Source organism: Chitinophaga barathri (genome assembly GCF_003807585.1).
GTDB classification, from domain to species: Bacteria; Bacteroidota; Bacteroidia; order Chitinophagales; family Chitinophagaceae; genus Chitinophaga; species Chitinophaga barathri.
The window spans coordinates 389,153-411,867 of the sequence record NZ_RMBX01000003.1 but is presented as its reverse complement, the minus strand read 5'-3'; the positions used below and the strand labels follow the sequence as shown (position 1 = coordinate 411,867).

Genomic DNA, 22,715 nt, shown 5'->3' with positions numbered 1-22,715 from the left:
GGGGTATTTGTAAATTACCCCGGGCGAATATACTATGAAGCCTGCCATTTGTCAAGATTTTGCGTCAACAGGTGTAAATTTATATACCGGCCCACCCACAGATTGTAGCTTACTTAAAAAAACGGCTCATGAAACCACTCGGCACCATTCTTACGGTTTTGCTGTTGTTATTCACCGTCACAAACGCGTGCTCGCAAAAGAGCAGCCCGGAATCTACTTCCATCGTGGGCGTATTTGTGGGTAATACGCCCTGCAGCCAGGGTACAAGGCCTTTGCCCGGTATGGATACCAGCACAGATTGCGAACTGATGCAATGGAAACTGACGCTTTATGAAGACAAAAGGCGTGCCCCTGCCACATTCCAATTGCATTGTGACTACGGCCTGCCTCAGCAGGGCACTCCCGGGCTTGACAGCAAAAAGAAGTCTGTAGACCTTTCTGGCAACTGGGTCATCATAAAAGGCAGCCCCGGCCCACGTGATGTTGTCTACCAGCTGCACGACCATCAAACCGGCAAAATCATTTCCTTTTTAAAACTTAACAACACCCTGCTGCATCTGCTGGACGATGAACAGCGCCTGATGGTGGGCAACGGGGCATGGAGTTATACCCTTAGCAAGATCACCCATAAATAATTTACCATGAAATCTAGCCTGATCATAACGATAACGGCTTTCGGCCTTTTGCAGGGGCATCTTTCCATCGCACAGACAGCTGCAGCCGACAATAAACCCTGGCAGGCCATTACTTTCCAGCCCATTCCGAAAGGGCCTTCATTTTTAGGGGCTTTTGAAGGAAGGATTCCCTGCGTGGGAATAGTGCCGCAGCTGAAACTCAAAACAGCAGCTGATTGTGAAAAACTGAAGTGCCGCCTTGTATTATTTCACGACCCGTCTACCATGCAGCCGGCTAACTTCGAATTCCGCATTGTAGGCGGCGGCGAGGTACAGTGGCAGGATGGACATTCTTACCGGCTCACAAACCTGGAAGGCAAATGGAGTAAGGAAAAAGGTATGCCGTCGGACCAGGAAGCGGAAATATACGTACTGGAACCCGCTGCGATACAGGCGAAGTTGTACCTGCTTAAAGGAGACAATAATGTGCTTTTTGTACTCGATGAAAATAAAGGATTCAGGACGGGGAATGAAAATTTCAGTTATACCCTCAATCGGGTGGAATTGGTGCCGGGGAAATGAACGGCTAAACTACAGGCGGCCGCTTCCAGGCATGCCTGTCAAATACAAGGTATTTTATGATGACGGGAGCAGGGTGGTTTGGGCTTAATAGAAGGGGAATGATATCGTTTGTTCGGAACGGTAGGCAAAAAATATTTTCACATAATAGAAAAGTTATGTATCATTGCACCATGAAAATGACATCCATACAAAGCTGCATACCGCAACCGATTTGTCGGAGAGGATAGCTATGTATTGAATAATAATATTTAAACAGAGATCCTCTTAGATAAGTCTAAGGGGATTTTTTGTTTTAGCGATAATTCATTGATTAATAATTCATTTGATCACATTTCCTGCTACAGAAGCAGGTGGAAATATATCATTGTAACATGAAAACAGTATTCATACAAAACTTTATACCGCAACCGATTTGTCGGGAGGGATAACTATGTATTGAATAAAAACATTTCAAACAAAGAACCCTCTTGGATTGCCTGAGAGGGTTCTTTGTTTTTAGAGTAATATATCAATTGGTCAGATTACCTGCTTTGGGAGCAGGAGGTTCCCGGTTCGAGCCCGGGTTACTCTACGAATACGGAAATTATTGCTCAATAATGGGCCTGCTGACTCTTAATCAGCAGGTCCGGGTTCGGGCTCTTATATTTCCGCTTATTTTCCTGTGGTGTAATGGCAGCACGTCTGATTTTGGTTCAGAAGATCGTGGTTCAAGTCCATGCAGGAAAACATCGGTTTCTATCAAATGGAAATATAGCTCAATGGTTAGAGCAGTACCCTTATACGGTAATGGTTAAAGGTTCGAGCCCTTTTATTTCCACTTATTTTCCCGTGGTGTAATGGCAGCACGTCTGATTTTGGTTCAGAAGATCGTGGTTCGAGTCCATGCGGGAAAACAGCGGGTAGAAGTTCATGTGTATTTCAGTTTTTTATGGAGATCGTACACATCTGCATCTACCTGTGAAAGTATCATAATATTTAAAAATGCCAGATCAGCCAAAGATTATGTTAATAATAAGAAGTGTGACTATTTGTGTTCTCCTGCTCGTCAGTATCGTAACAGGTTATTCCCAGGATGCAGGTACAAAATGGATCAATGAAAATGCATATGTAATAGAAGCTGATACGGCCGTATCAACCGCGGACCTCCACTTTCTTACAGCTGAGTTAAAAAACAACATCGTATTTGGATTAGGCGAAGCATCCCATGGAACAAAAGAGTTTTTTAACCAAAAGCGCAGGATTATTGAATACCTGGTCTTTAACCTCGGTTATAAACGCCTAGGCTTCGAGTTTAGTGAATCGTACATAAGGCCGCTCAATCAATACGTAATGAATGGAACCGGTGATCTGAAAACCCTGATGAAGGATATGGTGCTTTATAATACAGAAGAGATCTACCACCTTTTCCAGTTTATAAAACTGTACAATAGTAAACAGCCTCCATCTGAAAAGGTCAGCGTGTTTGGGTTTGACCGGGAAGAATATGCATCTGACCCGTTTCAGCGGGATAAATTTATGGCTGAAAACATCATTGCTGAACAGTCGTCTCTCAAACGCAGGACAATCATATGGGCGCATAATGTCCATATTGCCAAAGATACAACTATGGCTCAATTCAAGGGAATGGGGTATCATCTTAAACAAAAATTCGGCGAAGGTTTTTATGTATTGGGTTTTGATACTTTTAAAGGGTCGGTAACTGTAATAACGGAGGATGGATTGGTCAAACAAGACTTTGAAACAGAAAAGGGATCGTTTTCGGAGGTGTTTGCAAAAGCAGATCATTATACGGTGTTCATCCCGTTTAATATAAAGCCGAACCCTTTTTCAGGGGTAACAAACAAGATCACAAATATATACGCAAACTGGACGGCAGACAGGGCCTTGCCTATCATACCGGGTGTGGATTTTGATGCGATCTTATTTATAAAAACAACCACTGCGTCAGAGATAATGGGAGGAGACAAGTAAGGACCAGCCAATAGACCTAAAACAAAAGACCTGCACAATGCGCAGGTCTTTTGTTTTTCCGGTGACCCCCCTGGGGCTCGAACCCAGGACCTACTGATTAAGAGTCAGTAGCTCTAACCAACTGAGCTAGGGAGTCATCTATCCTTCGTTTTACGGAAGGGCACAAAAGTAAATAAAAATTCAAAATTTCAAAAAGTAAATCTATACCGGGAGTATCCTGTAAGCGCAATGCCTTGCACCTTCCAGCACATGGTCCATCCGCTCTATCGTGCCCCATTCCCTGAATATCTGCTGGAACGTTTGCAGTTCCACTTTACAGATATCATGGCAGGCATTGGCTGCGGCGCAGATAGGGCAGTGGTTCTCTATCATCACAAATCCCTCGCCTTCACGGCGGTATTCGGCCAGGTAGCCGTCGCGGCTGCGAAGCTCGGTGAACTTCTTCACTTTCGCTTCCAGGCTTTCTTCTTCTTTAATAATGTCGTAATAACGCAAAAGCGCTTTATGTTCCCGGGCGGAGATCACATTGCCCAGCGCCTCATCCCCGAGTACGTCGCGGATGGTGTTGATCAGCTGTACCGTCAATTCGGCATGCGTGTCCGGGAAACGGCGGTTGCCCCGTTCTGACAAACTCCAGACAAGGGAAGGGCGGCCCACACCTTTGGAAATACTTTCAAAAAGCACCCAGCCCTCTTCCGCCAGGCGCTGCAGCTGCTGCCGCGCACCCTCGCCCGTAATGCCCAGCTCCTGTGCTATCCCATTGGTACTCAACGGTCCTTTGGTTTTTAACAGCAGCAGCATACGGTCTGATGAAGAGGTATGATATGCCTTGTAGTTTTCCAAGTTTTTACTTGCTTTATTCGCAAATATCGTAACTTTGTCGGGATTTCAAGCAATGAATTTATCATCCATTCCTGAAATTCCCGCTGACAATGAAGGTTTCCCGCTCCTGACACGTTATCTTTGTACCCTGATTTCGTAAACAGGAAGCAAATTACCGGTCATTTTCAGCTTTTAAGACCCAATTCACTGATAGAGAAGTATATAAATATATGAGCGCAGAACAAGACATATTGCAGGAACTGGCAGGCCGCGAGTATGAGTTCGGATTTGAGACGCAGATCGAAATGGATATTGCACCTCCCGGGCTGAATGAAGATATTATCCGCTTCATTTCCGCTAAAAAACAGGAGCCCGAGTGGCTGCTGGAATGGCGGTTGAAAGGATATCAGCTTTTCCAGAAACTGTCTATGCCCACCTGGCAGAACTTTAAACTCCCGGAAGTAGATTTCCAGGGCGTTTCCTACTATGCCGCACCTAAGAACAAAGTAAAGTATAACAGTCTCGATGAAGTAGATCCCGAACTGCTGGCCACCTTCGCCAAACTCGGCATCCCCCTCGAAGAGCAGAAAATGCTTTCCGGCGTAGCGGTAGACGCTGTATTTGACAGTATCTCCGTAGCCACCACCTTCAAAACGCAACTGCACGAGCTGGGTATCATCTTCTGCTCTTTCGGTGAAGCCGTGCAGGAACACCCCGAGCTGGTAAAAAAATACCTCGGCACCGTGGTGCCCCAGGCAGATAATATCTACGCCGCACTGAACTCCGCTGTGTTTTCAGACGGCTCCTTTGTATATATTCCAAAAGGCGTACGCTGCCCCATGGAATTATCCACTTATTTCCGCATCAACGCCAAAAACACCGGCCAGTTTGAGCGCACGCTCATTATTGCCGATGAAGGCAGTTACGTAAGTTATCTCGAAGGCTGTACCGCCCCCATGCGCGACGAAAACCAGCTGCACGCAGCAGTGGTGGAACTGATCGCACTGGACGATTCCGAGATCAAATACTCCACCGTTCAGAACTGGTACCCCGGCGACAAGGACGGTAAAGGCGGTATCTACAACTTCGTGACCAAACGCGGCATCTGTAAAGGCAAGAACTCCAAGATCAGCTGGACGCAGGTGGAAACCGGCTCCGCCATCACCTGGAAATACCCCGGCGTGATCCTCCAGGGCGACAATTCCATCGGTGAGTTCTATTCCGTAGCCGTTACCGCGAACAAACAGGTGGCGGATACCGGTACCAAAATGATCCACATCGGGAAAAATACGAAGAGCCGTATTATTTCCAAAGGCATATCCGCCGGTCACGGTCACAATACATACCGCGGCCAGGTAAAAGTAGGCCCGAACGCAACCAACGCCCGTAACTTCACGCAGTGCGACTCCCTGCTGATCGGCGATCGTTGCGGCGCGCACACTTTCCCTTACATCGAATCCAAAAACAACACGGCGATGGTGGAGCACGAAGCCACCACCTCCAAGATCGGGGAAGACCAGGTGTTTTATCTCAACCAGCGCGGTATAGATAATGAACAGGCGGTGAACATGATCGTGAACGGATACGCAAAAGAAGTACTTAACCAGCTGCCCATGGAATTTGCCGTGGAAGCGCAAAAATTATTATCCATTACGCTGGAAGGCAGTGTTGGATAACATAAACAAACAAAGAAATGCTCAATATCAAGAACCTGCATGCTGCAGTAGAAGGAAATGCTATTCTGAAAGGCATTAATCTGAATGTGAAAGCGGGCGAAGTACACGCCATCATGGGGCCAAACGGTTCCGGTAAAAGTTCCCTGGCCTCCGTACTGGCCGGAAGGGAAGCGTATGAAGTGACAGAAGGCTCCGTGGATTTCGATGGAAAAGACCTCCTGGACATGAGCCCTGAAGTTCGTGCCCGCGAAGGCCTCTTCCTTGCCTTCCAGTACCCGGTAGAAATACCCGGTGTTTCCAACATCAACTTCCTGAAAACCGCGGTGAACGAGATCCGCGCTTATCATGGCCAGCCCCCGATGCAGGCCAAAGCGTTCCTGGACATGCTCAAATCCAAACAGAAACTCATGGAATTTGACGCAAACCTCATGAACCGATCCCTGAACGAAGGTTTTTCCGGTGGTGAAAAGAAACGTAACGACGTCTTCCAGATGGCCATGCTGGAACCCAAACTGGCTATCATGGACGAAACGGATTCAGGCCTGGACATCGACGCCCTCCGCATCGTATCCGCCGGCGTGAACAAACTGCGTGGCAAAGACAATGCATTCATCATTATCACGCACTACCAGCGCCTGCTGGAGTATATCGTTCCGGATTTTGTACACGTACTCTACAACGGCCGTATCGTGAAATCAGGCACCAAAGAACTGGCGCTGGAACTGGAAGAAAAAGGATACGACTGGCTGAAAGAAGACATCCGTTTAGAAGAACCCGTACAATAAACCATGACCACTACTACTAGTAATAATATATCATTCGCCGAAACATTGCCCGCCCTGTTCACCGCACAGTTCGGCAATGCTGGCTGGCCCGGCAGGAAAGCAGCCCTGGACCGTTTCCAGGCGCTGGGTGGCATACCGACCGTTAAAACCGAAGACTGGAAATACACCAACGTGGTTCCTTACTTCAAAAACGGCCTGAGCATCGCCCTCCCCGCAACGCCTTCCATCACCGCCGCCCAGCTGGAAGCCACCGGCCTGCTGCTGCCCGATACCTACCGCCTCGTGCTGGTGAACGGTGTATTGCAGCAACCGCTGTCCATACTGCCCCCCGCCGCACAGGTGACTGTTTCCAAAATGAGCGAAGCAGCTGCTTTACCGGCCTATACGCAGTACTTCAACAACAGCAAAAAACTGGAAGAACATCATTTTGCACAGCTGAACACAGCCCTGTTCAATGACGGTCTTTTTATTGAAGTAAAAACAAAAGCACAGGTGGAACAACCGATCCACATCATCCACCTGTATCACAACAACGGCAACCTGCTCGTGAACCCCCGTCATCTCTGGGTGGCAAACGAAGGTTCTTACGCCCAGCTGATCGAATCGGCGGCGGCGTTTGACCTGGAAGGCACCGTACTGGTGAACAGCGTGACCGAAGCCGTAGTGGCCGAACGCGCACAGCTGAGCCATTACCAGCTCCAGACCGGCGGCAGCAAGCTCAGGTTCATCAACCAGACGATGGTGGAGCAACTGGGCAAAAGCCTTTACAACAACTATACATTCACCCTGTCGGAATCCGACCTGGTGCGTAATAACCTGAACATCTCCCTGGACGCCGAACGTACCGAAACCCATCTGTATGGTTTCTACATCGCCTCAGGCAGCCAGCTGGTGGATAATCACTCTTCCGTGGATCACCGTATGCCCCATTGCGAAAGCAATGAGCTGTACCGCGGCGTGATGATGGACAAGGCCACCGGCGTGTTTAACGGGAAGATCTATGTGCATGAAGACGCACAGAAAACCAACGCTTTCCAGCAGAACAACAACCTGGTCATCTCCCCACAAGCCAACATTTACACCAAACCGCAACTGGAAATATTTGCGGACGACGTGAAATGTTCTCACGGCACTACCATCGGGCAGGTGAGCGAGGACGCGCTGTTCTACCTCAAAGCCCGCGGCATTGGCGATGCGGAAGCCCGCAACATGCTGGTGAAAGCATTCGCATTCGACGTGACCGCCCAGGTTAAAATTCCGGCCGTGCGCAAACAGGTGGAGCAGATCGCTTCAAGATACCTGTCTGTTGCGACCAACAACTAAAAACGGAATAACATGGAAACCACTACAGCCGAACATATCATCTGGCAGGAGCAAGACCTGATCAGGAACGAATTTCCGATCCTGAAACAAACGGTGAACGGCCGCCCGCTCGTGTACCTGGACAACGGGGCCACCACGCAGAAGCCCGTATCCGTGATCCGTTCCATGCAGGAGTATTATACCATGTACAACAGCAATGTGCACCGTGGCGTCCATACCCTCAGCCAGCAGGCCACCGCGGCCTATGAAGCAGCCCGCCACCAGGTGGCCGCTTTTATTGGCGCGCATCATCACGAAGTGGTGTTCACCAAAGGCACCACCGATGCCATCAATCTAGTAGCCAACGGTTTCCGGAAAGATATCCTGAAAGAAGGGGACGAGGTGATCATCTCCGCCATGGAGCATCACTCGAACATCGTGCCCTGGCAGCTGGCCTGTGAAGAGAAAAATGCAAAGCTGAAAGTAATTCCCATCACCGATAAGGGTGAGCTGGAAATGGACGTGTTCCGCTCCATGCTGAACCCGCGAGTGAAACTGGTATCTGTTGCCTGGGTGAGCAACACCATGGGCACAGTGAACCCGGTAAAAGAGATCATCGAACTGGCGCATGAACAGGGCATTCCCGTAATGCTGGACGCCGCGCAGGCAGCCGCGCACATCCCTATCCGCGTACATGAGCTGGATGTGGACTTCCTGGCGCTTTCAGGCCACAAACTGTTCGGCCCCACCGGCATCGGCATCCTCTACGGCAAGGAAAGCTGGCTGGACAAACTGCCCCCGTACCAGGGCGGCGGCGATATGATCAAACATGTGACTTTCGAAAAGACCACTTATAGCGAACCTCCGCTGAAGTTCGAAGCCGGCACTCCCGCCATCTGTGAAGCCATCGGCCTCGGCGCGGCCGTTGCCTGGGCGTCAAAGCTCGGCATTCACCGCATCGGCGCCTACGAACACCAGCTTACGGAGTATGCTATCGCCCAGCTGAAAGCTATACCCGGCCTGCGTTTTATTGGCGAAGCCGAACATCGCAGCGGCGCTATTTCTTTCCTTGTGGGAGACACGCATCCCTCCGATGTGGGCGTACTGCTGGACCAGCAGGGCATTGCCGTACGCACCGGCCACCACTGCACCCAGCCGCTCTGCGACCGGTTCGGCATACCCGGCACCGTACGCGCCTCCCTGGCGGTATACAACAATACGGAGGATATAGACCGCCTCGTGGAAGGTGTGCATAAAGCCGTAACTTTGCTGGGATAAACAAAACCTAAGGATGATGACTATCAAAGAGCAACAGGACAGGATCATAGAAGACTTTGAGGTGTTTGGGGACTGGATGGAGAAGTACGAATACATCATCCAGCTTGGGAAGGACCTGCCGCTGATAGACCCGAAATACAAAACAGACGATAACCTCATCCGAGGCTGCCAGAGTAAAGTATGGCTGCATGCGGAACTGACGGACGGCAAACTGGTATTTACCGCGGACAGCGACGCCGTGATCACCAAAGGCCTTGTGGGCCTCGTGATACAGGTGCTCAGCGGTCAGACCCCGAAGGATATTGCGGAGGCGGAAATTTACTTCATAGATGCCATCGGCCTCACCAGCCATCTTTCGCCCACACGCTCCAACGGTCTTCTCAGCATGCTGAAACAGATCAAACTGTACGCTATCGGTTACCAGGCGAAATCATTGCAAAACTGACGAACAATGGAAACAACACTCAGAGATCAGGTGGAGGAAACGCTCCGTACCGTACATGACCCGGAGATCCCGGTGAATATCTACGACCTCGGTCTTGTATATAAAATAGAAATAGGAGACGACAACAAAGTACTGGTGATCATGACCCTCACCGCCCCCGGCTGCCCCGTAGCCGGCAGTATCATGGAGGAAGTGAACACCAAGATATCCGCCATCCCCGGCGTAAGCAGCGCGGACGTAAGGCTCACCTTTGACCCTCCCTGGACCAAAGACATGATGAGCGAAGAAGCAAAACTTGAATTAGGATTTTTATAATAACCACTGAAGACGCTCCCAGGCGTCTTTTTATTTATACGGATATGGCGGAAGATCTCAGCATTATCAAAGGAAACAAAGAAGAACAATACGCCTCGCTGCTCCCGCAGATCAAGGCGCTCATCACCGGTGAGCCGGACCAGGTGGCGAACCTCGCCAATATCGCCGCCGCGCTGAAAGAGCAGTTCGGATGGCTGTGGACGGGGTTTTACCTCGTGAAGGAAAACGAGCTCGTTTTAGGCCCCTTCCAGGGCCCTGTGGCCTGTACGCGCATCCGCAAAGGACGCGGCGTGTGCGGCGCCAGCTGGGAGCAGGCCGCGACACTCATCGTGCCGGATGTAGAGAAATTCCCCGGGCACATCGCCTGCAGCAGCCTGTCACGCTCGGAGATCGTAATACCGCTGATCAGGAACGGCGAAGTATTTGGCGTGCTGGATGTGGACAGTGTGGAGTTGAATGGGTTTGACGAAACGGATAAAAAGTTCCTCGAAGAAATAGTGAGCTGGATCGAATAATGCATATCCCGATTTTATATACCTTCATATTATCAACCTCAAATCCCGCATCATGAAACTACTCCTGTTATCACTGCTGATGATCGCCTGTGGTATTTCCACGCAGGCACAGACGGCCACCTTCAACAAAGCGCTGGCGGACAGCCTGGGCGCGGACCAGTACGGCATGAAGATGTACCAGTTGGTGATCCTCAAAACCGGCAGCAACCAGTTGACGGACAAAGAGAAAGTGACTGAACTATTTAAGGGCCATATGGCCAATATCGATAAACTGGTGAAAGACGGAAAGCTGGTCATAGCGGGCCCTCTTGGCAAAAACGACAAACAATACCGTGGCATTTTTGTGCTCTCCGTTAAAACAAAAGAAGAAGCAGAAGCTCTGCTGGAAACCGATCCGGCGATCAGCTCAAAGATGCTGGAAGCTGAAATATATCCCTGGTATGGCTCCGCGGCATTGCCGAAATACCTTGAATACCACGCGCAGATCGAGCAGACGAAACCTTAATAAAATATTATTCTTTCAGCGTTAAGCAATGCAAAGGCTGGCATAACTCCTCCGCTTAAGCAGCATAAGCGGCGTGTGCAGAATACTGGTTTGCAGTTATTTTGTTATCCCATTGCAAGCATCTATATTTACGGCCAATATTGTTAATCTGCCGCCTTCCCGGCGGCTACATATCCCTTTACAGATGAAAAAGATCATTGCTATTCTTTTATGCTGCTGCCCGCTGGTGCTGTTTGCACAGGATACATCTTTTATGGTTGGCGGTGATGCCGACAAGTTCTATCCTGTTACTTTCCGTGACTGGGGATGGGCCGCAAATACAGCGACAGAATTGGAGATTGGCCGTTCAGTTATGCATACGAATTTTACCAATGCAGGCTCCATTATTGCGAAATTCCGCTTCCACATGTCCAACTGGGGGCACGGCTCCAATTTCATTGATGCGGATATCAGGTCTGCTGCTCCTGGTGCTACCTACGCGGATTTCATTGCGGGTTACGCGGACGCGACCACCGGTAATGGCGCATTGGTGATGGTAGTCTGGTTGAGAGGAGGAGGACTTTCCTATTACATAAAAAGCAATTACCAGATTTCGGCAACCGTATATGTCCCAGGCCCATATGTGACAACGATCGGTGCCAGTTATGGGCATAAAACAGGGGTAGACGGATACGTAAATAACCAGGGCCCTTCTATCGGCGGAAGGCTGGTGGTGCGGGACGCAGGAAGAAGCGTAATTGCGGGGCAGCTGGGCCTCGGTACTTATACTACCTCTAACAACCTCAGTCTTCCGGATGTATCGCTCAATGATCTTCCGGTTGGTATTTCCTGGTACAATGCTACCGCGAATCCCACAGAATATGGCATTCACAGAACCGCCGGGGCATGGGCCGCGCCAGCCTATCAGCAGTTGCGCCTTGGTTGGAAAACCGGTATTTTACTGGAGCCTGGTACAGGCTACACAAAAAGTTTTGTAAACATTACAGGTGATGGCCTGCGCGTCACTTCCGGCAGCGTGGGCATCGGCACGACCGTTACAGGGGATTACAAACTCGCAGTGGAAGGTACTGTCGGCGCACGTAAAATAAAAGTGACGAGCGTACCCAATTGGGCGGACCACGTATTTTCTGCGGCCCATCAGCGCCCGGGCCTGCTGGAGTTGGAGCAATACATCCACCAGCACAAACATCTCCCCGGCATTCCTACGGAAGCAGAAGTAAAAAGAGACGGGATCGATGTGGTGGAAATGAATGCGAAGCTGCTTGAAAAAGTAGAAGAGCTGACGCTCTATATCATCGAGTTGAAAAAAGAAGTAGAAGCACTCAAGAAAAAATAACCAGGTAACCAATAAACACAATGATCCTTATGGCAGGCCCTGCCGTAAGGATCATTCCACCGATTCCATCGCCCTGCAAACTCCCACCACATAATCCTTATTCGCCGTGCCCCATTTGTCTATCGCGGTGACAACGGGCATGACGCTTTCGCCCATGGGCGTGAGATAATACTCCACTTTCAGCGGCACGCTGTCCGGGTATACTTTTTTGGTAACGATGCCGAATTCTTCCAGCTCCCGCAGCTGCATATTGATCACACGGGGAGCGGCCGCGGGAATAGCCGCGTGCAACTCCACGGGCCTGCGGATGCCGCGGTGAATGCTGTCTATGATACACGGTTTCCATTTCCCGCTCAGCACTTTCATGGTCACATTGATGCCGCAGTCAAGGTCTTCCGGTATTTTACGCTCGTACATTTTGCATGGTTTTTATCACACAATGTTACCGAAATAATATATGACGGGGAAGAAATTTTCCCTGTGGGAATAATTCTTCCCTTATTTTTTTCCTGCTCCTTTCGTTGGAAGTTTGTGTCAACAAAAACAACAAAGATCATGACAACGAAAGGAAAAATCACCGTTATCGGTTTAGGCGCAATGGGTGTGACCCTGGCCAAATTATTGCTCCAGGCGGGTTATACCGTAACCGTATGGAACCGCAGCGCGGACAAAGCGAAAGAACTCGTGGAAGCGGGCGTGGTACTGGCCGAAAGCGCCGCCGCCGCCATTGCCGCCAGCCCCGTGACCGTCATTTGCGTATATGACTACAAAGCCACTGTGGCCATTCTCCATACACCCGAAGTAGAAGCCGTGCTGGAAGGCCGCACGCTGCTGCAACTTACCACCATCAGCCCCGCAGAAGCCCGCAGCTCACTCGAATGGGCTACCGTAAATGGCGCAGGCTATGTCAACGGGGCCATACAGGCCGCTCCCAGCCAGATGGGCAGGCCCGATACCCCGATCCTTGTGTCGGGGAACAAACAGGTGCTGCAATCCGTATACAGCCTCCTGGAAGTGTTTGGCGGAGGCATCAGCAATCTCGGTGAAAATATAGCGGCCGCGCCTACGGTGGACCTTGCTACTTTATCCTACATCTACGGTTCGTCCATCGGGTTTTTCCACGGAGCGAGAGTGATGGAGGCGGAAGGCCTGCCGGTGAATGAATTCGGGGATATCGTGGCGGGCATCACACCTACCTTCGGCGAGTTCCTGAAATATGAAGGCAACAAGATCCATACGAACGACTATACGATCGGGGAGAGCCCGCTGCGCATTTCCGTGGAAGCCACCGCGAGAATAGAGCAGGCAGCCATCGAGGCGGGTATCAATACGGAATTTCCCGCATTGGCGGCTTCCCTGCTGAGAAGGGCGGACGCTGCGGGGTATGGCTCGGAAGAAATCGCCGCCGTGATGAAAGTTTTGCGTGCCAGCTAAACGATTAGAAACAGTTGTGTACAGGCGGTATTTCCCATACCGCCTTTTTTTATGCTACCATCTTTGATGTAAAAGATGTATTTTCCTTACCACCAAAATCAAATTCCTATGAGCTTAACCCGACGCTCCTTTATGAAAAACAGCCTGGGCGGCGCAGCCCTGCTGGGCCTGCCTTCTGCCGCGGTACAGGCCACCGCGGCCGCTCCCGCCAAAACAAACCCGTTTAAACTGGCTATTTCCAGCTATTCGTACTGGCATTTCAGAACGCCCAAAGTGCCCATCGAAAAAGTGATAGACGAAGCCGCGAGGCTGGGCGTGGAAGGAGTGGACGTACTGCACCGGCAGATGGACAACGAAGACAACGCCTACCTGCAAAAGCTGAAACGGCATGCCTTCCTCAACGGTGTGGACCTTATCAGCCTTTCCATCCACCAGGACTTCGTGTCCCCGGACGCTGCCGAACGCCAAAAGGATATCGATCATACCATCCGCTGCATAGAACTGGCCTACAAAATGGGCATCCCCGCCATCAGGCTCAACTCCGGCCGCTGGGGCACTATCAAGTCGTTCGATGACCTGATGAAAGCCCGTGGCGTGGAAAGCCCTATCCCCGGGTATACGGAGGACGATGCTTTTAAATGGTGTATAGACAGTATCGAAAAGTGCCTGCCCAAAGCGGCGGAATGCGGCGTATTGCTGGCGCTGGAGAATCACTGGGGCCTCACCAGCACACCGGAAGGCCTGCTGCGCATCCGCAAGGCGATAGACAGTCCCTGGCTGGGTGTGCTGATGGACACGGGCAACTTCCTTGAGAACCCTTATGACAAGCTGGAGCAGGTAGCGCCCTACGCTAATTTTGTGCAGGCCAAGACGTATTACGGCGGCGGTGAGTGGTATACCCTCGACCTCGATTATCCCCGCATCATCCAGATACTTCGCAAAGCAGATTACCGCGGTTATATCGCCATTGAGTTTGAAGGCAAAGAAGCCGCGGAAAGCGGTGTGCAGAAAAGCGTGGAGATGCTCCGCAAAGCAATGGGCTAAACGATGGCGCAGGCCGCTGTTTCCAAATGTGCCGTTCCTTGAAGCGAGGGCGTTTCCGCATATGCGCCGGCTACTTCTTTTGCCCAGCCTGCGATGATCTCCGCATTGGTTTTGTCCGCGCGGTCGAAGAACAGGTGCTGTTTTACCTCAAACCCGCAATAGGTGTAAATACCCGTGTCTGAAGTAAGCTTCAGCGCCTTATCCATACCGATGGACTGGTATTCTTCATGACTTTTGCCATGGGTGTTGAAGATATACGCCGTTTTACCTTTCAGCAGCCCTTTCTGTACGCCTTTGTCGTAGCGGTAGGCAAAGCCGTACGTCATCACCCGGTCTATATAACCTTTCATGATAGCCGGCATACCGGTCCACCAGATAGGATAAATAAACGTAACGGCGTCCGCCCAATTGAGATACGCCTGTTCTTCGGCGATACTTTTTTTGTGCTGCCCTGTCATCTGCCCCTGCATATCCTCCAGCGACAATACAGGATCGAAGCCGAGGGCATACAGGTCTCTTACCTCCACTTCATGCCCCGCATTGCGGATGGCTGCGGCGGCGGTTTCTTTCAGGTGATGGTTCACGCTTTGTGCGTTAGGATGTGCGTAAATGATGAGATGTTTCATGATCAGTAGTTTTTACTGTCACAAAACTAGGCCGGCACGGTGGAGCGGTATTGTAAGAAAACGAAACGGCTCAGCCGCCTGCGAGGCATACGTCTTCCCGCAGCCGGAGGTATTCCGTCGGGGAGATGCCCAGGTAGTGGTTAAAATCGCGGATAAGGTGGCTTTGGTCATAGAACCCGCATTCGTCTATGATCTCGAACCAGTCCGGCGTGCCCATATTGTTCAGCAGCTCCACGGCCCGCAGGAAGCGGCGGTGGCGGTGGGCTTCCTTCGCGCTGAAGCCAAGATATTTCTGGTAATTGAGCTGTACGTTCCTTTCGCTTTGCCCGGATTCGCCCGCGATCACTTTTATGGGGTTCAGCGGCGTATCCTGGTTGCGGATGATGTCTTCCGAGGCGTTTTCTCTTTCGCGGAGGTAACTGGCGGTCATATCGAGGATCAGCTCCACTCTTTTTTCGTTGTCCGGCGTACTGTTCAGCGTAGTCCAGAGGGAAGAAAAGCAGTGCCCTTTGACGAGCGCGTCGGGGTCTTTGAGGTATTGACCACGGCCCTGGAGGCTTTGCCCGAAGAGGCGGTAAAAAGAATCCAGTTTGAAATTGGCCACCAGTATTTCATTGCCGGGCGGCAGGGTGTATTCCAGCGCTGTTTTTAACGGGCCGATGGCGATGCTGGTGGATACGCTCACATCCCTGTCCGGCAGGTGCACAATGGCGGGGCTGCCGAAGCTGAACACGAGGATGGTCTGAAACGAGGGCACGAGCGTTTTGCGGATGGGCGTGCTGCCTGTGTTCGCGGCGAAATAAAAAGGGGAGAATACCTCTTCCCAGTTGGCGGGCACGGGTATTCTCCCATTCAAATATTTTTCCTGTTGTTCCATACAGGATATAAAAGTACATCTTCTTCCTCAGAAGGAAACGCGGAGTTTCAGAACAAGATTCCGCCCGGGGCTACCGATGCCGGAGGCAAAAACCCGGTAATGTTCATCCAGCACATTTTCCAGCCCGGCCTGCGCTTTCAGCCGGGTGTTCAGCGTAAAGGTGGCGGCCAGGTTCAGGGTGCACCACGATGGCATGCCCTGGGGCGTGGCGTATTGCAGGTTGTCTTCTCCGCCGGGGTTATAGTCCTTTTCTTTTTTCCAGCCGTTATAAAGGGCGTATGCCTCGCTTTCCAGCCATTTCCAGCGGTAGATCACGCCTGTTTTGCCAAATACGGGAGGAATATGGTCCATGGGCACTTCCTTACCGTCCGCGCCGGTATAGCGGCCGTAGGTATACGTGATATGACTGTATACGCGCAGGGCCTGTACCGGCTGCAGGGACACCGCCGCCTGGAAACCCATGATGCGGGCCTTCGCTTTGTTCTGGCTGGCTACTATGGGCGTCAGTTCCTCATTGTACAGCATTTCGGTTTTCCCGTTAAACGTGAATTTGTCCATCACGATCGCATCGCGGAAGATGCTGTAAAAGCCGTTCACTTCAGCGTACAGCATGTTGCCGAAAAGGCGGCTCAGCCCGAGATCGAAGTTGAAGGTCTGCTCGGGTTTAAGACCGGGGTTAGGTACTACCAGCTGTGTGCCGCCGGCTGATTCGAATACTTTCGCGATGTCGTCTATGTTCGGTGCGCGGAAGCCGGTGGAGAAGTCCAGCGACAGTTTGCTTTTGACGTCGGGCAGGTAAATGATGCCTGCGTTTGCGCTGTAGGTAACGTTCCGCTGCGAAGCGCCGGTGAAGGGCAGGTGCAGGAGGGAAGTGTCCACGAACCGGCTGTTCAGCGTCACGTAGTTGATGCGCGCACCGTCGTTCAGGATCAGCTTACCGGGGATGATCTTGTAAAGGTGCTGCACGTAAGCGCCGGTATAATGCATGGTGTTGTCGCCGTCCGGGTAACGGGTGTCCAGGCCGCCTGTTTCCGCCCGGGTGCCGGTGTGGGTGAAAAAGGCGGTGGAGGTGAGGAAATTGAACTGCCCGTCTATACCTATGTTCAGTTCGTTCCTGCCCTTGCTTTTCCGGAGGTCCGCGTTAAATGCCGCTACGCTGATATTCTCCACCCGCGATTCCAGCTCCGGGTTGCGGTAGGCGCGTTGCATACGGCTTTCCTCAATGGCCTGGTAGCTGGCGCCGATCAGCAGCTGGTCAAAAAAGCCGTTCAGCCGTGTGCTCCTGAACTGGTAGCTGGCCATCAGTCTTTCCTGCGGCCCGTAATACCATTCCGCCCACCGGAGCGCGCCATTGCGGGTGTCCGTCAGGCGGTCGTAACGGGGAATGTCCGAGCTGGTGGAATATTGCAGGTTCAGCGTATGGCTGCTGCCTTCACGCGGTTGCCAGAGGAACTTCTGCAACAGGTCGTACTGTTTGTAACTGCTGTAACGCTGAACATTCGGGTTGTTATTTTTTACAATGGAATCCCGGCCGCCGATCGTGGTGATATATTCGTTCCGCAGGCCCCAGTCGCCGTCGTCCTTATTCCGCCGGGCGCCCTGGCGCTGGTCGCCAAAACTGCTGTAGCTGAACGACGTGAGCGATGCGAACCGTTTGCCGCCGATATTTATGTCGGCATGGCCGGTGATCTCATTGTTGCCGCTGCTGAAACGGGTGGAAAGGGTGGTTTTAAGGGCATTTAAGGCCGGCTTTTTAGTCTGGAAGTGAATGACCCCGCCGAGGGCATCGGAGCCGTAAATGGTGCTCGCGGGGCCGTAAATGATCTCTACCTTTTCCGTGATGTCATCGTCTATCGTGATCACGTTTTGCAGGTGGCCTGTCCGGTAAATGGCGTTATTCATCCTTACGCCATCCACAACCAGCAGTATACGGCTGGCTTCAAATCCTCTCAATACGGGGCTTCCGCCGCCCATCTGGCTGCGCTGTACAAACACTTTGCCGGTCTGTTCCAGCAGTCCGCCGGTGTTATTGGACAGGGAATTGCCGATCGTATGCGTGGATATTACGTCCACTTTCTGCGCCACATACCGGCTCTTTTCCTCGAATTTATTGGCGGTGACGATCACCTCCGCCAGCGGGTGTATGCTGTCTGTTTTCTGCTGCTGGCCGAGCGCCGGAGCGGAGGCGAACAACAATACAGGAAGTATATATCGGGTCATCATAACAAGGTTTAAAAACAAGAGGCCGCCGCCTTCTTCCTGGAAGCGGCCCCTTGTTGGGTAATTGTCATCGTGCCTTACCGGCACCGTTTATCTCCGTGGCGCAATACATTCAGCGCTTTATCGCTGCACTACAAACCTTATGGTCTGCCTTCCCTCCATCCCTTCGATGGTCAGGATGTAGATGCCATTGGCGAGCGGGGCGATATTCAGCTGGTGGATGCTGTTCGGTATCATACCAAACTGGCGCAGCCTGCCGTCCATGTTGTGGATCCAGTAGCGGAGCGGCAGCTTGGCCGTGCCGGGCAGCTGGATGTTCAGGAACTGCTGTGCGGGGTTCGGATATACTACGGTGCTGCTCACGACGGTTTCTTCCGGCGCTGCTTTTACGGTCATGGGCAGCGGTTCGTATACATTGATCTCAGCCGCGCTGGCCCACGCGCCGCTTCCGATGCTGCTCAGGCTGCGGAGGCGTACATAACGGGCATTGCGGGCCGTGAAGGTCACGATGCGCTCCGTTTTGCCGCTGGTGCTCCAGGTACCGGTGGCGGCCGCTGTGCCCCAGTTCACGCCGTCGCTGCTGGTGTAGATCTCATACTGGGCGATGGTGCCGTTCGTGCCCGCGTCCTGCCGTGGCAGGTAACCGATGCGGCCAATGGAGGTACAGGCCCCGAGATCGATCTGTATCTCGTGCGGGTGTGCGGGCGAGCCGGTGCTCCAGGCGGTATGCCAGTAAGTGGCGGTGTTGCCGTCTATGGCATGGATGGCGCGGCCGTTGTTCGTGCCTTCGCCGGTGGGCTCTTCGGAATCAAAATATTTCACCGTCCAGCTGCTCTTCGCGGGTACCGCGCCGCCGCTGGAGCAGGAAGGGGCGGAGATAAGGTCGAAGCGCCATTTCTGGGCGTTGCTCGCGTTGTCTGTGTAGATCTGCACATTCGTGTTGTTGCTGTCCGCGGCGTTCTGTACGTCCAGTACTTTGCTGAGGTCGTTGTATACCTGTAGTTTAAAATATCCGCCGCCAACGTCCACGATCTTCCACTTCTGCGCATTGCCGCTGTTGTCCGTCCACATATGCACATTGGTGCCGTTGGCCGTAAAACCGCCGTTCACATCCAGGGCTTTGCCGGTGGTATGCTGCGGCTGGAGTTTGTAATACCCGCCGCCCAGGTTCACCAGTTTCCAGCGGTGGTGAGAACTGTTGTTGTCCGTATAGATGTTCACGTTAGTGCCGTCTGTAGTGCCGCCCTGGTACACCTGCAGGTTGCGGGTGAGCGCATGCGCGGGTTTCAGTTCGTAAATGGCGTCGTTGATGAGGTTCAGGCCGCCGGTGACGGTGATGAAGTTGGTATTCGTCACGCTGTTGTTCCCCTGGTCGTCCGTGACGGTCATGGATACGGAGTAGACGCCGGGCGCGCCGTACACTACTTTGGGGTTTCGTTGCGTACTGGTGGACGGCGTGCCGCCGGGGAAGCTCCAGGAATAGGACACGCTCGTGACCTGATGAGCGGAGTTGTTGTAAAAACGCGCGGTGTCGCCCACTGTTTTGGTGGTGCCATCCACGGCTATCATGGCTTCGGGCGGTGTGGCTTCATACAGGTCGCTCATGTACACGCTGCGGCTGGTGGCATTGAGTATTTTGGCGTCTTTGTAGTCGATGTGCAGGCGTGTGGAGAAACTCAGCGCGGGCAGACCGGTGTTGTACAGCACCCAATCCGCCATGCTGTTGTTCCTGTAATACACGGCGCGTTTGGTGCCGATGTACACGCCGCCGTTGGTACCGCGCTGGTACACGATATTGGTCACCTGTTCGCCATTCAGGATGGTGGTGCTCAGGTTCGTCCAGGTAGTGCCGCCGTCCGTGCTTTTGTAGACTTTCTGCCCGTCTACCGTGGAGTTCACTCGGGCGAGCCATACGTGGTCCGGATTGGCGGAGCTTACCGCTACGTCAAAAGCCACGCCGGTGCTGGAAAGGCCGGTGGGCGTCACCAGCGTCCAGCTGGCGCCGCCGTCCGCTGAGCGGTATACTTTTTTGACGGTGCCGAGCGTGGTGGCGTACATGATGGCGGGGTTCTTATAACCCACGGCGATGTTCCCCACTTTTTCGGTGAAGTCGTAAAGGGAGGTGTAATTTGCGCCGCCGTCTATGGACTTCCACAACTGGTTGCCTTCGCCGAGATATACAATGTTGTAGTTCTGCGCATCCCAGATAATATCGCTGCTCTGGCCGATGGTGTAGGAGCGGTTGGGAAGTTTTCCGTTCGTAAGGTTGATGGGCGCCAGCGTGCGGTTGCCGGTCAGTTGTTTGCGGCCGTAGTCAAATACCACGATGCGGTCGTTGGCATAAGATACCGCGCCCAGGTAGTTGTCTCCGCCGCCGGTGCTGATCCATCCGTCTGTATAGGTGTTGTTGTCCTTCAGCAGGGTGCCGTTGTGATAGGTGCCGCCGAGCATTACGCGGTTGCCTTCCCAGTTGCCTGCGCCAAAGCCCCAGAAGTCTGTTCCCATGATCCCTTTCATCCGTATCTGGAAAGTGGCGCCGCCATCAGCGGAATAAAAGATGCCGCCGTCGCAGGCGATCCAGAGATCGCTGCCGTAAAAGCGGATGTCGTGTATGTCTGCATGTACGTAATCTACTTTGTTGGAATGGCTCCATTTGGCCGGGCAGGTCCAGGTGACGCCGCCATCGGTGCTTTGCCAGCGGTTCACGGCCCCCAGCTGTATTTTGTTTGCATCGCTGTGGTTCACATCCAGCGCGAGGTCGTAGTAATACTGGCCGCCGTCGTCTGTACCATCATCCGCCCAGGCCATGAGGTTTTTGTTCGTAGCGGAAGGCGGGCCTCCGGGGCCGGTGCCGCAGCAGGCGAACGACCAGGATTCCCCTGAGTCAGTGCTTTTGTAAATACCGTAAAGGCCGCTACCGCCGTTGGCGGCGCCTGTAGCCAGTGCATAAACAATGTTCGCATTGGCGGGTGTTACGGATATTTCAGTTCGTTTCTGTTCTTCTCCGGCTGCCGTGGGATTGGGCCAGCCGGTGGTCTTGAGGGTGAAGCTGGTCCCGGCATCCGTGCTTTTGTAGAATTCCGTTTTTACGCCTGTCTGCCGGATGGCGTAAATGGTGGTGTTGCTGCCGGGTTTAAATTCTATTTCCTGGAAGGCGCCGGTCATCACCTGTGTGAAGGTGGCGCCTGCATCGGAGGAGCGGTACAGTCCCTGGCTGGATGCTACAAAAAGGGTGCTGGCAAACCCCGGGCGCGAAACGATGTCGTTGATCGAATGGTTCACGCTGTTGAACGTGGCGTCCCCGGCCTGGTTGAAGGTGGTGCCGCCGTCGGTGGTTTTGTAAAGTTTGTTGTTCCCGCCGAAATACATGGTGTTGTGATTGCCCTGGTCTATTTCAACGGAAAGGATGCTTTGCACGAGCATATTGTCCGTGAGCGGCGTCCAGTTCATGCCTTTGTCTGTAGACTTGTAAAGCCCCGCCGTGGCGGTGCCCGCATACAGTACATTGGTATTGCTGAGCGATTGTTCCACGGTGTACACATGCGCCGCGCCTGAAGCGTAGCTGGTGCCGGCGGCGCCATTGTCGAAGTTGACCGGGCCGATGCCTGTCCATGCCGCTACGCCGCTCAATGCGCGGAGGCTGCGCGCCTGGTCGGACCGGGCTAAATAATTCCGGGCCTGCTGTACGTCATAAGTGCTGAGTTTTTTGCCGGGAGGCGTACTGTAAGGGTTTCGCCTGATCTCGCGGATCCAGCGTTTGTAATACTGGGTGTACTCGTTTTTTTCAAAAGGATGGGTTTCATAGTACTTCTCAAATTCTTCGGTTACTTTTTCCGGATCGGGATTATCTCCGTACATCAGTTTAACCCAGTTGGGCATGTTCGGGTTACCGGTGTTGCTTTTCATTTCAAGCTGCTGGGCTGATGCGGTTTCAAATCCATCAGCAAGGCTAAGGGCAATAGCCAGGATAAAAGTTCGCAAGGAAATAAAGATCGGGTGGCGCGTTCGCAGGGAACGGCAGGCAGCAAAGTTGCGCATGTGGGTTCGATTTAATTGGTTGAAAAATGCTTATCAGATTTAATTACAAACGGTCAGGGCTATTTCATGTAATAGATAGAATGCGCGGGCTGTAAATACTGCTCAGGACTGCTCGACGGGCGTACGTTAGGTTATCAACGTAGAATCTGCATATGGATCAATAACATGAGGGCTTATCACACTTAACTGAAGGAAATTACTTTATTATATTGTTCATTGCTCATTGAACATATTCAGTTTTACAATTATGTTACAATTCAGCTCCGGGCACACGCCGCGATTGTCAGCGTTCACCTGCATTAACGTTCCGGCGGACGGAACTGCCACCTG

The 22,715-nt window shown here is 52.3% G+C and carries 20 protein-coding genes and 3 tRNA genes; 16 read left to right on the top strand and 7 right to left on the bottom strand.

Going from position 1 to position 22,715, the window contains the following annotated elements; translation table 11 throughout:
* The first annotated feature begins 128 nt into the window (after window positions 1–128).
* The 5 genes from EG028_RS07510 (at window position 129) to EG028_RS07480 (ending at window position 3,167) form a co-directional block, all read left to right on the top strand.
* Complete coding sequence (locus EG028_RS07510) at window positions 129–635, top strand: hypothetical protein (RefSeq protein ID WP_123864593.1); 507 nt, start codon at window positions 129–131, stop codon at window positions 633–635.
* 6 nt (window positions 636–641) lie between these two features.
* Window positions 642–1,196 (top strand): hypothetical protein, encoded by a 555-nt coding sequence (locus tag EG028_RS07505; RefSeq protein WP_120514983.1) that lies wholly within the window; start codon window positions 642–644, stop codon window positions 1,194–1,196.
* 497 nt (window positions 1,197–1,693) lie between these two features.
* Window positions 1,694–1,767, top strand: a tRNA-Pro gene (locus tag EG028_RS07500).
* Between the two features lie 173 nt (window positions 1,768–1,940).
* Window positions 1,941–2,013 (top strand) — tRNA-Ile (locus EG028_RS07490).
* Between the two features lie 164 nt (window positions 2,014–2,177).
* Complete coding sequence (locus tag EG028_RS07480; RefSeq protein WP_120514982.1) at window positions 2,178–3,167, top strand: erythromycin esterase family protein; 990 nt, start codon at window positions 2,178–2,180, stop codon at window positions 3,165–3,167.
* A gap of 62 nt (window positions 3,168–3,229) precedes the next feature.
* On the opposite strand, the gene EG028_RS07475 is transcribed toward EG028_RS07480, so the two are convergent.
* Together EG028_RS07475 and EG028_RS07470 are read right to left on the bottom strand one after the other, a co-directional pair.
* Window positions 3,230–3,303 (bottom strand) — tRNA-Lys (locus EG028_RS07475).
* A gap of 65 nt (window positions 3,304–3,368) precedes the next feature.
* Window positions 3,369–4,010: a helix-turn-helix transcriptional regulator gene (locus tag EG028_RS07470; RefSeq protein WP_206614358.1), complete on the bottom strand. Its 642-nt coding sequence runs from the start codon at window positions 4,008–4,010 to the stop codon at window positions 3,369–3,371.
* A 209-nt stretch (window positions 4,011–4,219) separates the two neighbouring features.
* Here EG028_RS07470 and sufB point away from each other — a divergent pair, with 209 nt between their 5' ends.
* The 9 genes from sufB to EG028_RS07425 all read left to right on the top strand — a co-directional run bounded on the left by sufB (window position 4,220) and on the right by EG028_RS07425 (window position 12,146).
* Window positions 4,220–5,665 (top strand): Fe-S cluster assembly protein SufB, encoded by a 1,446-nt coding sequence (gene sufB, locus EG028_RS07465; protein ID WP_120514981.1) that lies wholly within the window; start codon window positions 4,220–4,222, stop codon window positions 5,663–5,665.
* Between the two features lie 17 nt (window positions 5,666–5,682).
* Window positions 5,683–6,450, top strand: a complete 768-nt coding sequence (gene sufC, locus EG028_RS07460; RefSeq protein ID WP_120514980.1) for a Fe-S cluster assembly ATPase SufC — start codon at window positions 5,683–5,685, stop codon at window positions 6,448–6,450.
* Between the two features lie 3 nt (window positions 6,451–6,453).
* Window positions 6,454–7,773: a Fe-S cluster assembly protein SufD gene (gene sufD, locus EG028_RS07455; RefSeq protein ID WP_120514979.1), complete on the top strand. Its 1,320-nt coding sequence runs from the start codon at window positions 6,454–6,456 to the stop codon at window positions 7,771–7,773.
* 12 nt (window positions 7,774–7,785) lie between these two features.
* Entirely contained in the window at window positions 7,786–9,030 is a 1,245-nt protein-coding gene (locus tag EG028_RS07450) for an aminotransferase class V-fold PLP-dependent enzyme (RefSeq protein WP_120514978.1), read from the top strand.
* A 13-nt stretch (window positions 9,031–9,043) separates the two neighbouring features.
* Window positions 9,044–9,475: a SufE family protein gene (locus EG028_RS07445; protein ID WP_241559047.1), complete on the top strand. Its 432-nt coding sequence runs from the start codon at window positions 9,044–9,046 to the stop codon at window positions 9,473–9,475.
* A gap of 6 nt (window positions 9,476–9,481) precedes the next feature.
* On the top strand, window positions 9,482–9,790 hold the full coding sequence (locus tag EG028_RS07440) for a DUF59 domain-containing protein (RefSeq protein WP_120514977.1): 309 nt from the start codon (window positions 9,482–9,484) through the stop codon (window positions 9,788–9,790).
* A 44-nt stretch (window positions 9,791–9,834) separates the two neighbouring features.
* Window positions 9,835–10,305, top strand: coding sequence for a GAF domain-containing protein (locus EG028_RS07435; protein WP_120514976.1), 471 nt, complete (start codon window positions 9,835–9,837; stop codon window positions 10,303–10,305).
* Window positions 10,306–10,357: 52 nt separating this feature from the next.
* On the top strand, window positions 10,358–10,810 hold the full coding sequence (locus EG028_RS07430) for a YciI family protein (protein WP_120514975.1): 453 nt from the start codon (window positions 10,358–10,360) through the stop codon (window positions 10,808–10,810).
* Window positions 10,811–10,994: 184 nt separating this feature from the next.
* Entirely contained in the window at window positions 10,995–12,146 is a 1,152-nt protein-coding gene (locus EG028_RS07425) for a hypothetical protein (RefSeq protein WP_120514974.1), read from the top strand.
* 51 nt (window positions 12,147–12,197) lie between these two features.
* On the opposite strand, the gene EG028_RS07420 is transcribed toward EG028_RS07425, so the two are convergent.
* Window positions 12,198–12,563, bottom strand: coding sequence for a winged helix-turn-helix transcriptional regulator (locus EG028_RS07420; protein WP_120514973.1), 366 nt, complete (start codon window positions 12,561–12,563; stop codon window positions 12,198–12,200).
* A gap of 138 nt (window positions 12,564–12,701) precedes the next feature.
* On the opposite strand from EG028_RS07420, the gene EG028_RS07415 reads away from it, so the two are divergent.
* A complete protein-coding gene (locus tag EG028_RS07415; protein ID WP_120514972.1) occupies window positions 12,702–13,580 on the top strand; it encodes an NAD(P)-dependent oxidoreductase in 879 nt (292 codons plus the stop codon).
* A 108-nt stretch (window positions 13,581–13,688) separates the two neighbouring features.
* Window positions 13,689–14,624, top strand: a complete 936-nt coding sequence (locus tag EG028_RS07410) for a sugar phosphate isomerase/epimerase family protein (protein WP_120514971.1) — start codon at window positions 13,689–13,691, stop codon at window positions 14,622–14,624.
* Here the strand turns inward: EG028_RS07410 and EG028_RS07405 are convergent.
* The 4 genes from EG028_RS07405 to EG028_RS07390 all read right to left on the bottom strand — a co-directional run bounded on the left by EG028_RS07405 (window position 14,621) and on the right by EG028_RS07390 (window position 22,385).
* On the bottom strand, window positions 14,621–15,250 hold the full coding sequence (locus EG028_RS07405) for an NAD(P)H-dependent oxidoreductase (RefSeq protein WP_120514970.1): 630 nt from the start codon (window positions 15,248–15,250) through the stop codon (window positions 14,621–14,623). The genes EG028_RS07410 and EG028_RS07405 overlap by 4 nt on opposite strands.
* Window positions 15,251–15,320: 70 nt before the next feature.
* Entirely contained in the window at window positions 15,321–16,127 is an 807-nt protein-coding gene (locus EG028_RS07400) for a helix-turn-helix domain-containing protein (RefSeq protein ID WP_120514969.1), read from the bottom strand.
* 27 nt (window positions 16,128–16,154) lie between these two features.
* Window positions 16,155–18,350, bottom strand: a complete 2,196-nt coding sequence (locus EG028_RS07395; RefSeq protein WP_123864592.1) for a TonB-dependent receptor — start codon at window positions 18,348–18,350, stop codon at window positions 16,155–16,157.
* Window positions 18,351–18,467: 117 nt separating this feature from the next.
* Window positions 18,468–22,385 (bottom strand): RICIN domain-containing protein, encoded by a 3,918-nt coding sequence (locus tag EG028_RS07390; protein ID WP_120514967.1) that lies wholly within the window; start codon window positions 22,383–22,385, stop codon window positions 18,468–18,470.
* Window positions 22,386–22,715 lie beyond the last annotated feature (330 nt).

Excerpts from the sequence above, each read along its gene's own strand:
- EG028_RS07510 (WP_123864593.1), top strand. The coding sequence starts at position 129 with ATGAAACCACTCGGCACCATTCTTACGGTTTTGCTGTTGTTATTCACC.
- EG028_RS07505 (WP_120514983.1), top strand. The coding sequence starts at position 642 with ATGAAATCTAGCCTGATCATAACGATAACGGCTTTCGGCCTTTTGCAG.
- EG028_RS07480 (WP_120514982.1), top strand. The coding sequence starts at position 2,178 with ATGCCAGATCAGCCAAAGATTATGTTAATAATAAGAAGTGTGACTATT.
- sufB (WP_120514981.1), top strand. The coding sequence starts at position 4,220 with ATGAGCGCAGAACAAGACATATTGCAGGAACTGGCAGGCCGCGAGTAT.
- sufC (WP_120514980.1), top strand. The coding sequence starts at position 5,683 with ATGCTCAATATCAAGAACCTGCATGCTGCAGTAGAAGGAAATGCTATT.
- sufD (WP_120514979.1), top strand. The coding sequence starts at position 6,454 with ATGACCACTACTACTAGTAATAATATATCATTCGCCGAAACATTGCCC.
- EG028_RS07450 (WP_120514978.1), top strand. The coding sequence starts at position 7,786 with ATGGAAACCACTACAGCCGAACATATCATCTGGCAGGAGCAAGACCTG.
- EG028_RS07445 (WP_241559047.1), top strand. The coding sequence starts at position 9,044 with ATGATGACTATCAAAGAGCAACAGGACAGGATCATAGAAGACTTTGAG.
- EG028_RS07440 (WP_120514977.1), top strand. The coding sequence starts at position 9,482 with ATGGAAACAACACTCAGAGATCAGGTGGAGGAAACGCTCCGTACCGTA.
- EG028_RS07435 (WP_120514976.1), top strand. The coding sequence starts at position 9,835 with ATGGCGGAAGATCTCAGCATTATCAAAGGAAACAAAGAAGAACAATAC.
- EG028_RS07430 (WP_120514975.1), top strand. The coding sequence starts at position 10,358 with ATGAAACTACTCCTGTTATCACTGCTGATGATCGCCTGTGGTATTTCC.
- EG028_RS07425 (WP_120514974.1), top strand. The coding sequence starts at position 10,995 with ATGAAAAAGATCATTGCTATTCTTTTATGCTGCTGCCCGCTGGTGCTG.
- EG028_RS07420 (WP_120514973.1), bottom strand. The coding sequence starts at position 12,563 with ATGTACGAGCGTAAAATACCGGAAGACCTTGACTGCGGCATCAATGTG.
- EG028_RS07415 (WP_120514972.1), top strand. The coding sequence starts at position 12,702 with ATGACAACGAAAGGAAAAATCACCGTTATCGGTTTAGGCGCAATGGGT.
- EG028_RS07410 (WP_120514971.1), top strand. The coding sequence starts at position 13,689 with ATGAGCTTAACCCGACGCTCCTTTATGAAAAACAGCCTGGGCGGCGCA.
- EG028_RS07405 (WP_120514970.1), bottom strand. The coding sequence starts at position 15,250 with ATGAAACATCTCATCATTTACGCACATCCTAACGCACAAAGCGTGAAC.
- EG028_RS07400 (WP_120514969.1), bottom strand. The coding sequence starts at position 16,127 with ATGGAACAACAGGAAAAATATTTGAATGGGAGAATACCCGTGCCCGCC.
- EG028_RS07395 (WP_123864592.1), bottom strand. The coding sequence starts at position 18,350 with ATGATGACCCGATATATACTTCCTGTATTGTTGTTCGCCTCCGCTCCG.
- EG028_RS07390 (WP_120514967.1), bottom strand. The coding sequence starts at position 22,385 with ATGCGCAACTTTGCTGCCTGCCGTTCCCTGCGAACGCGCCACCCGATC.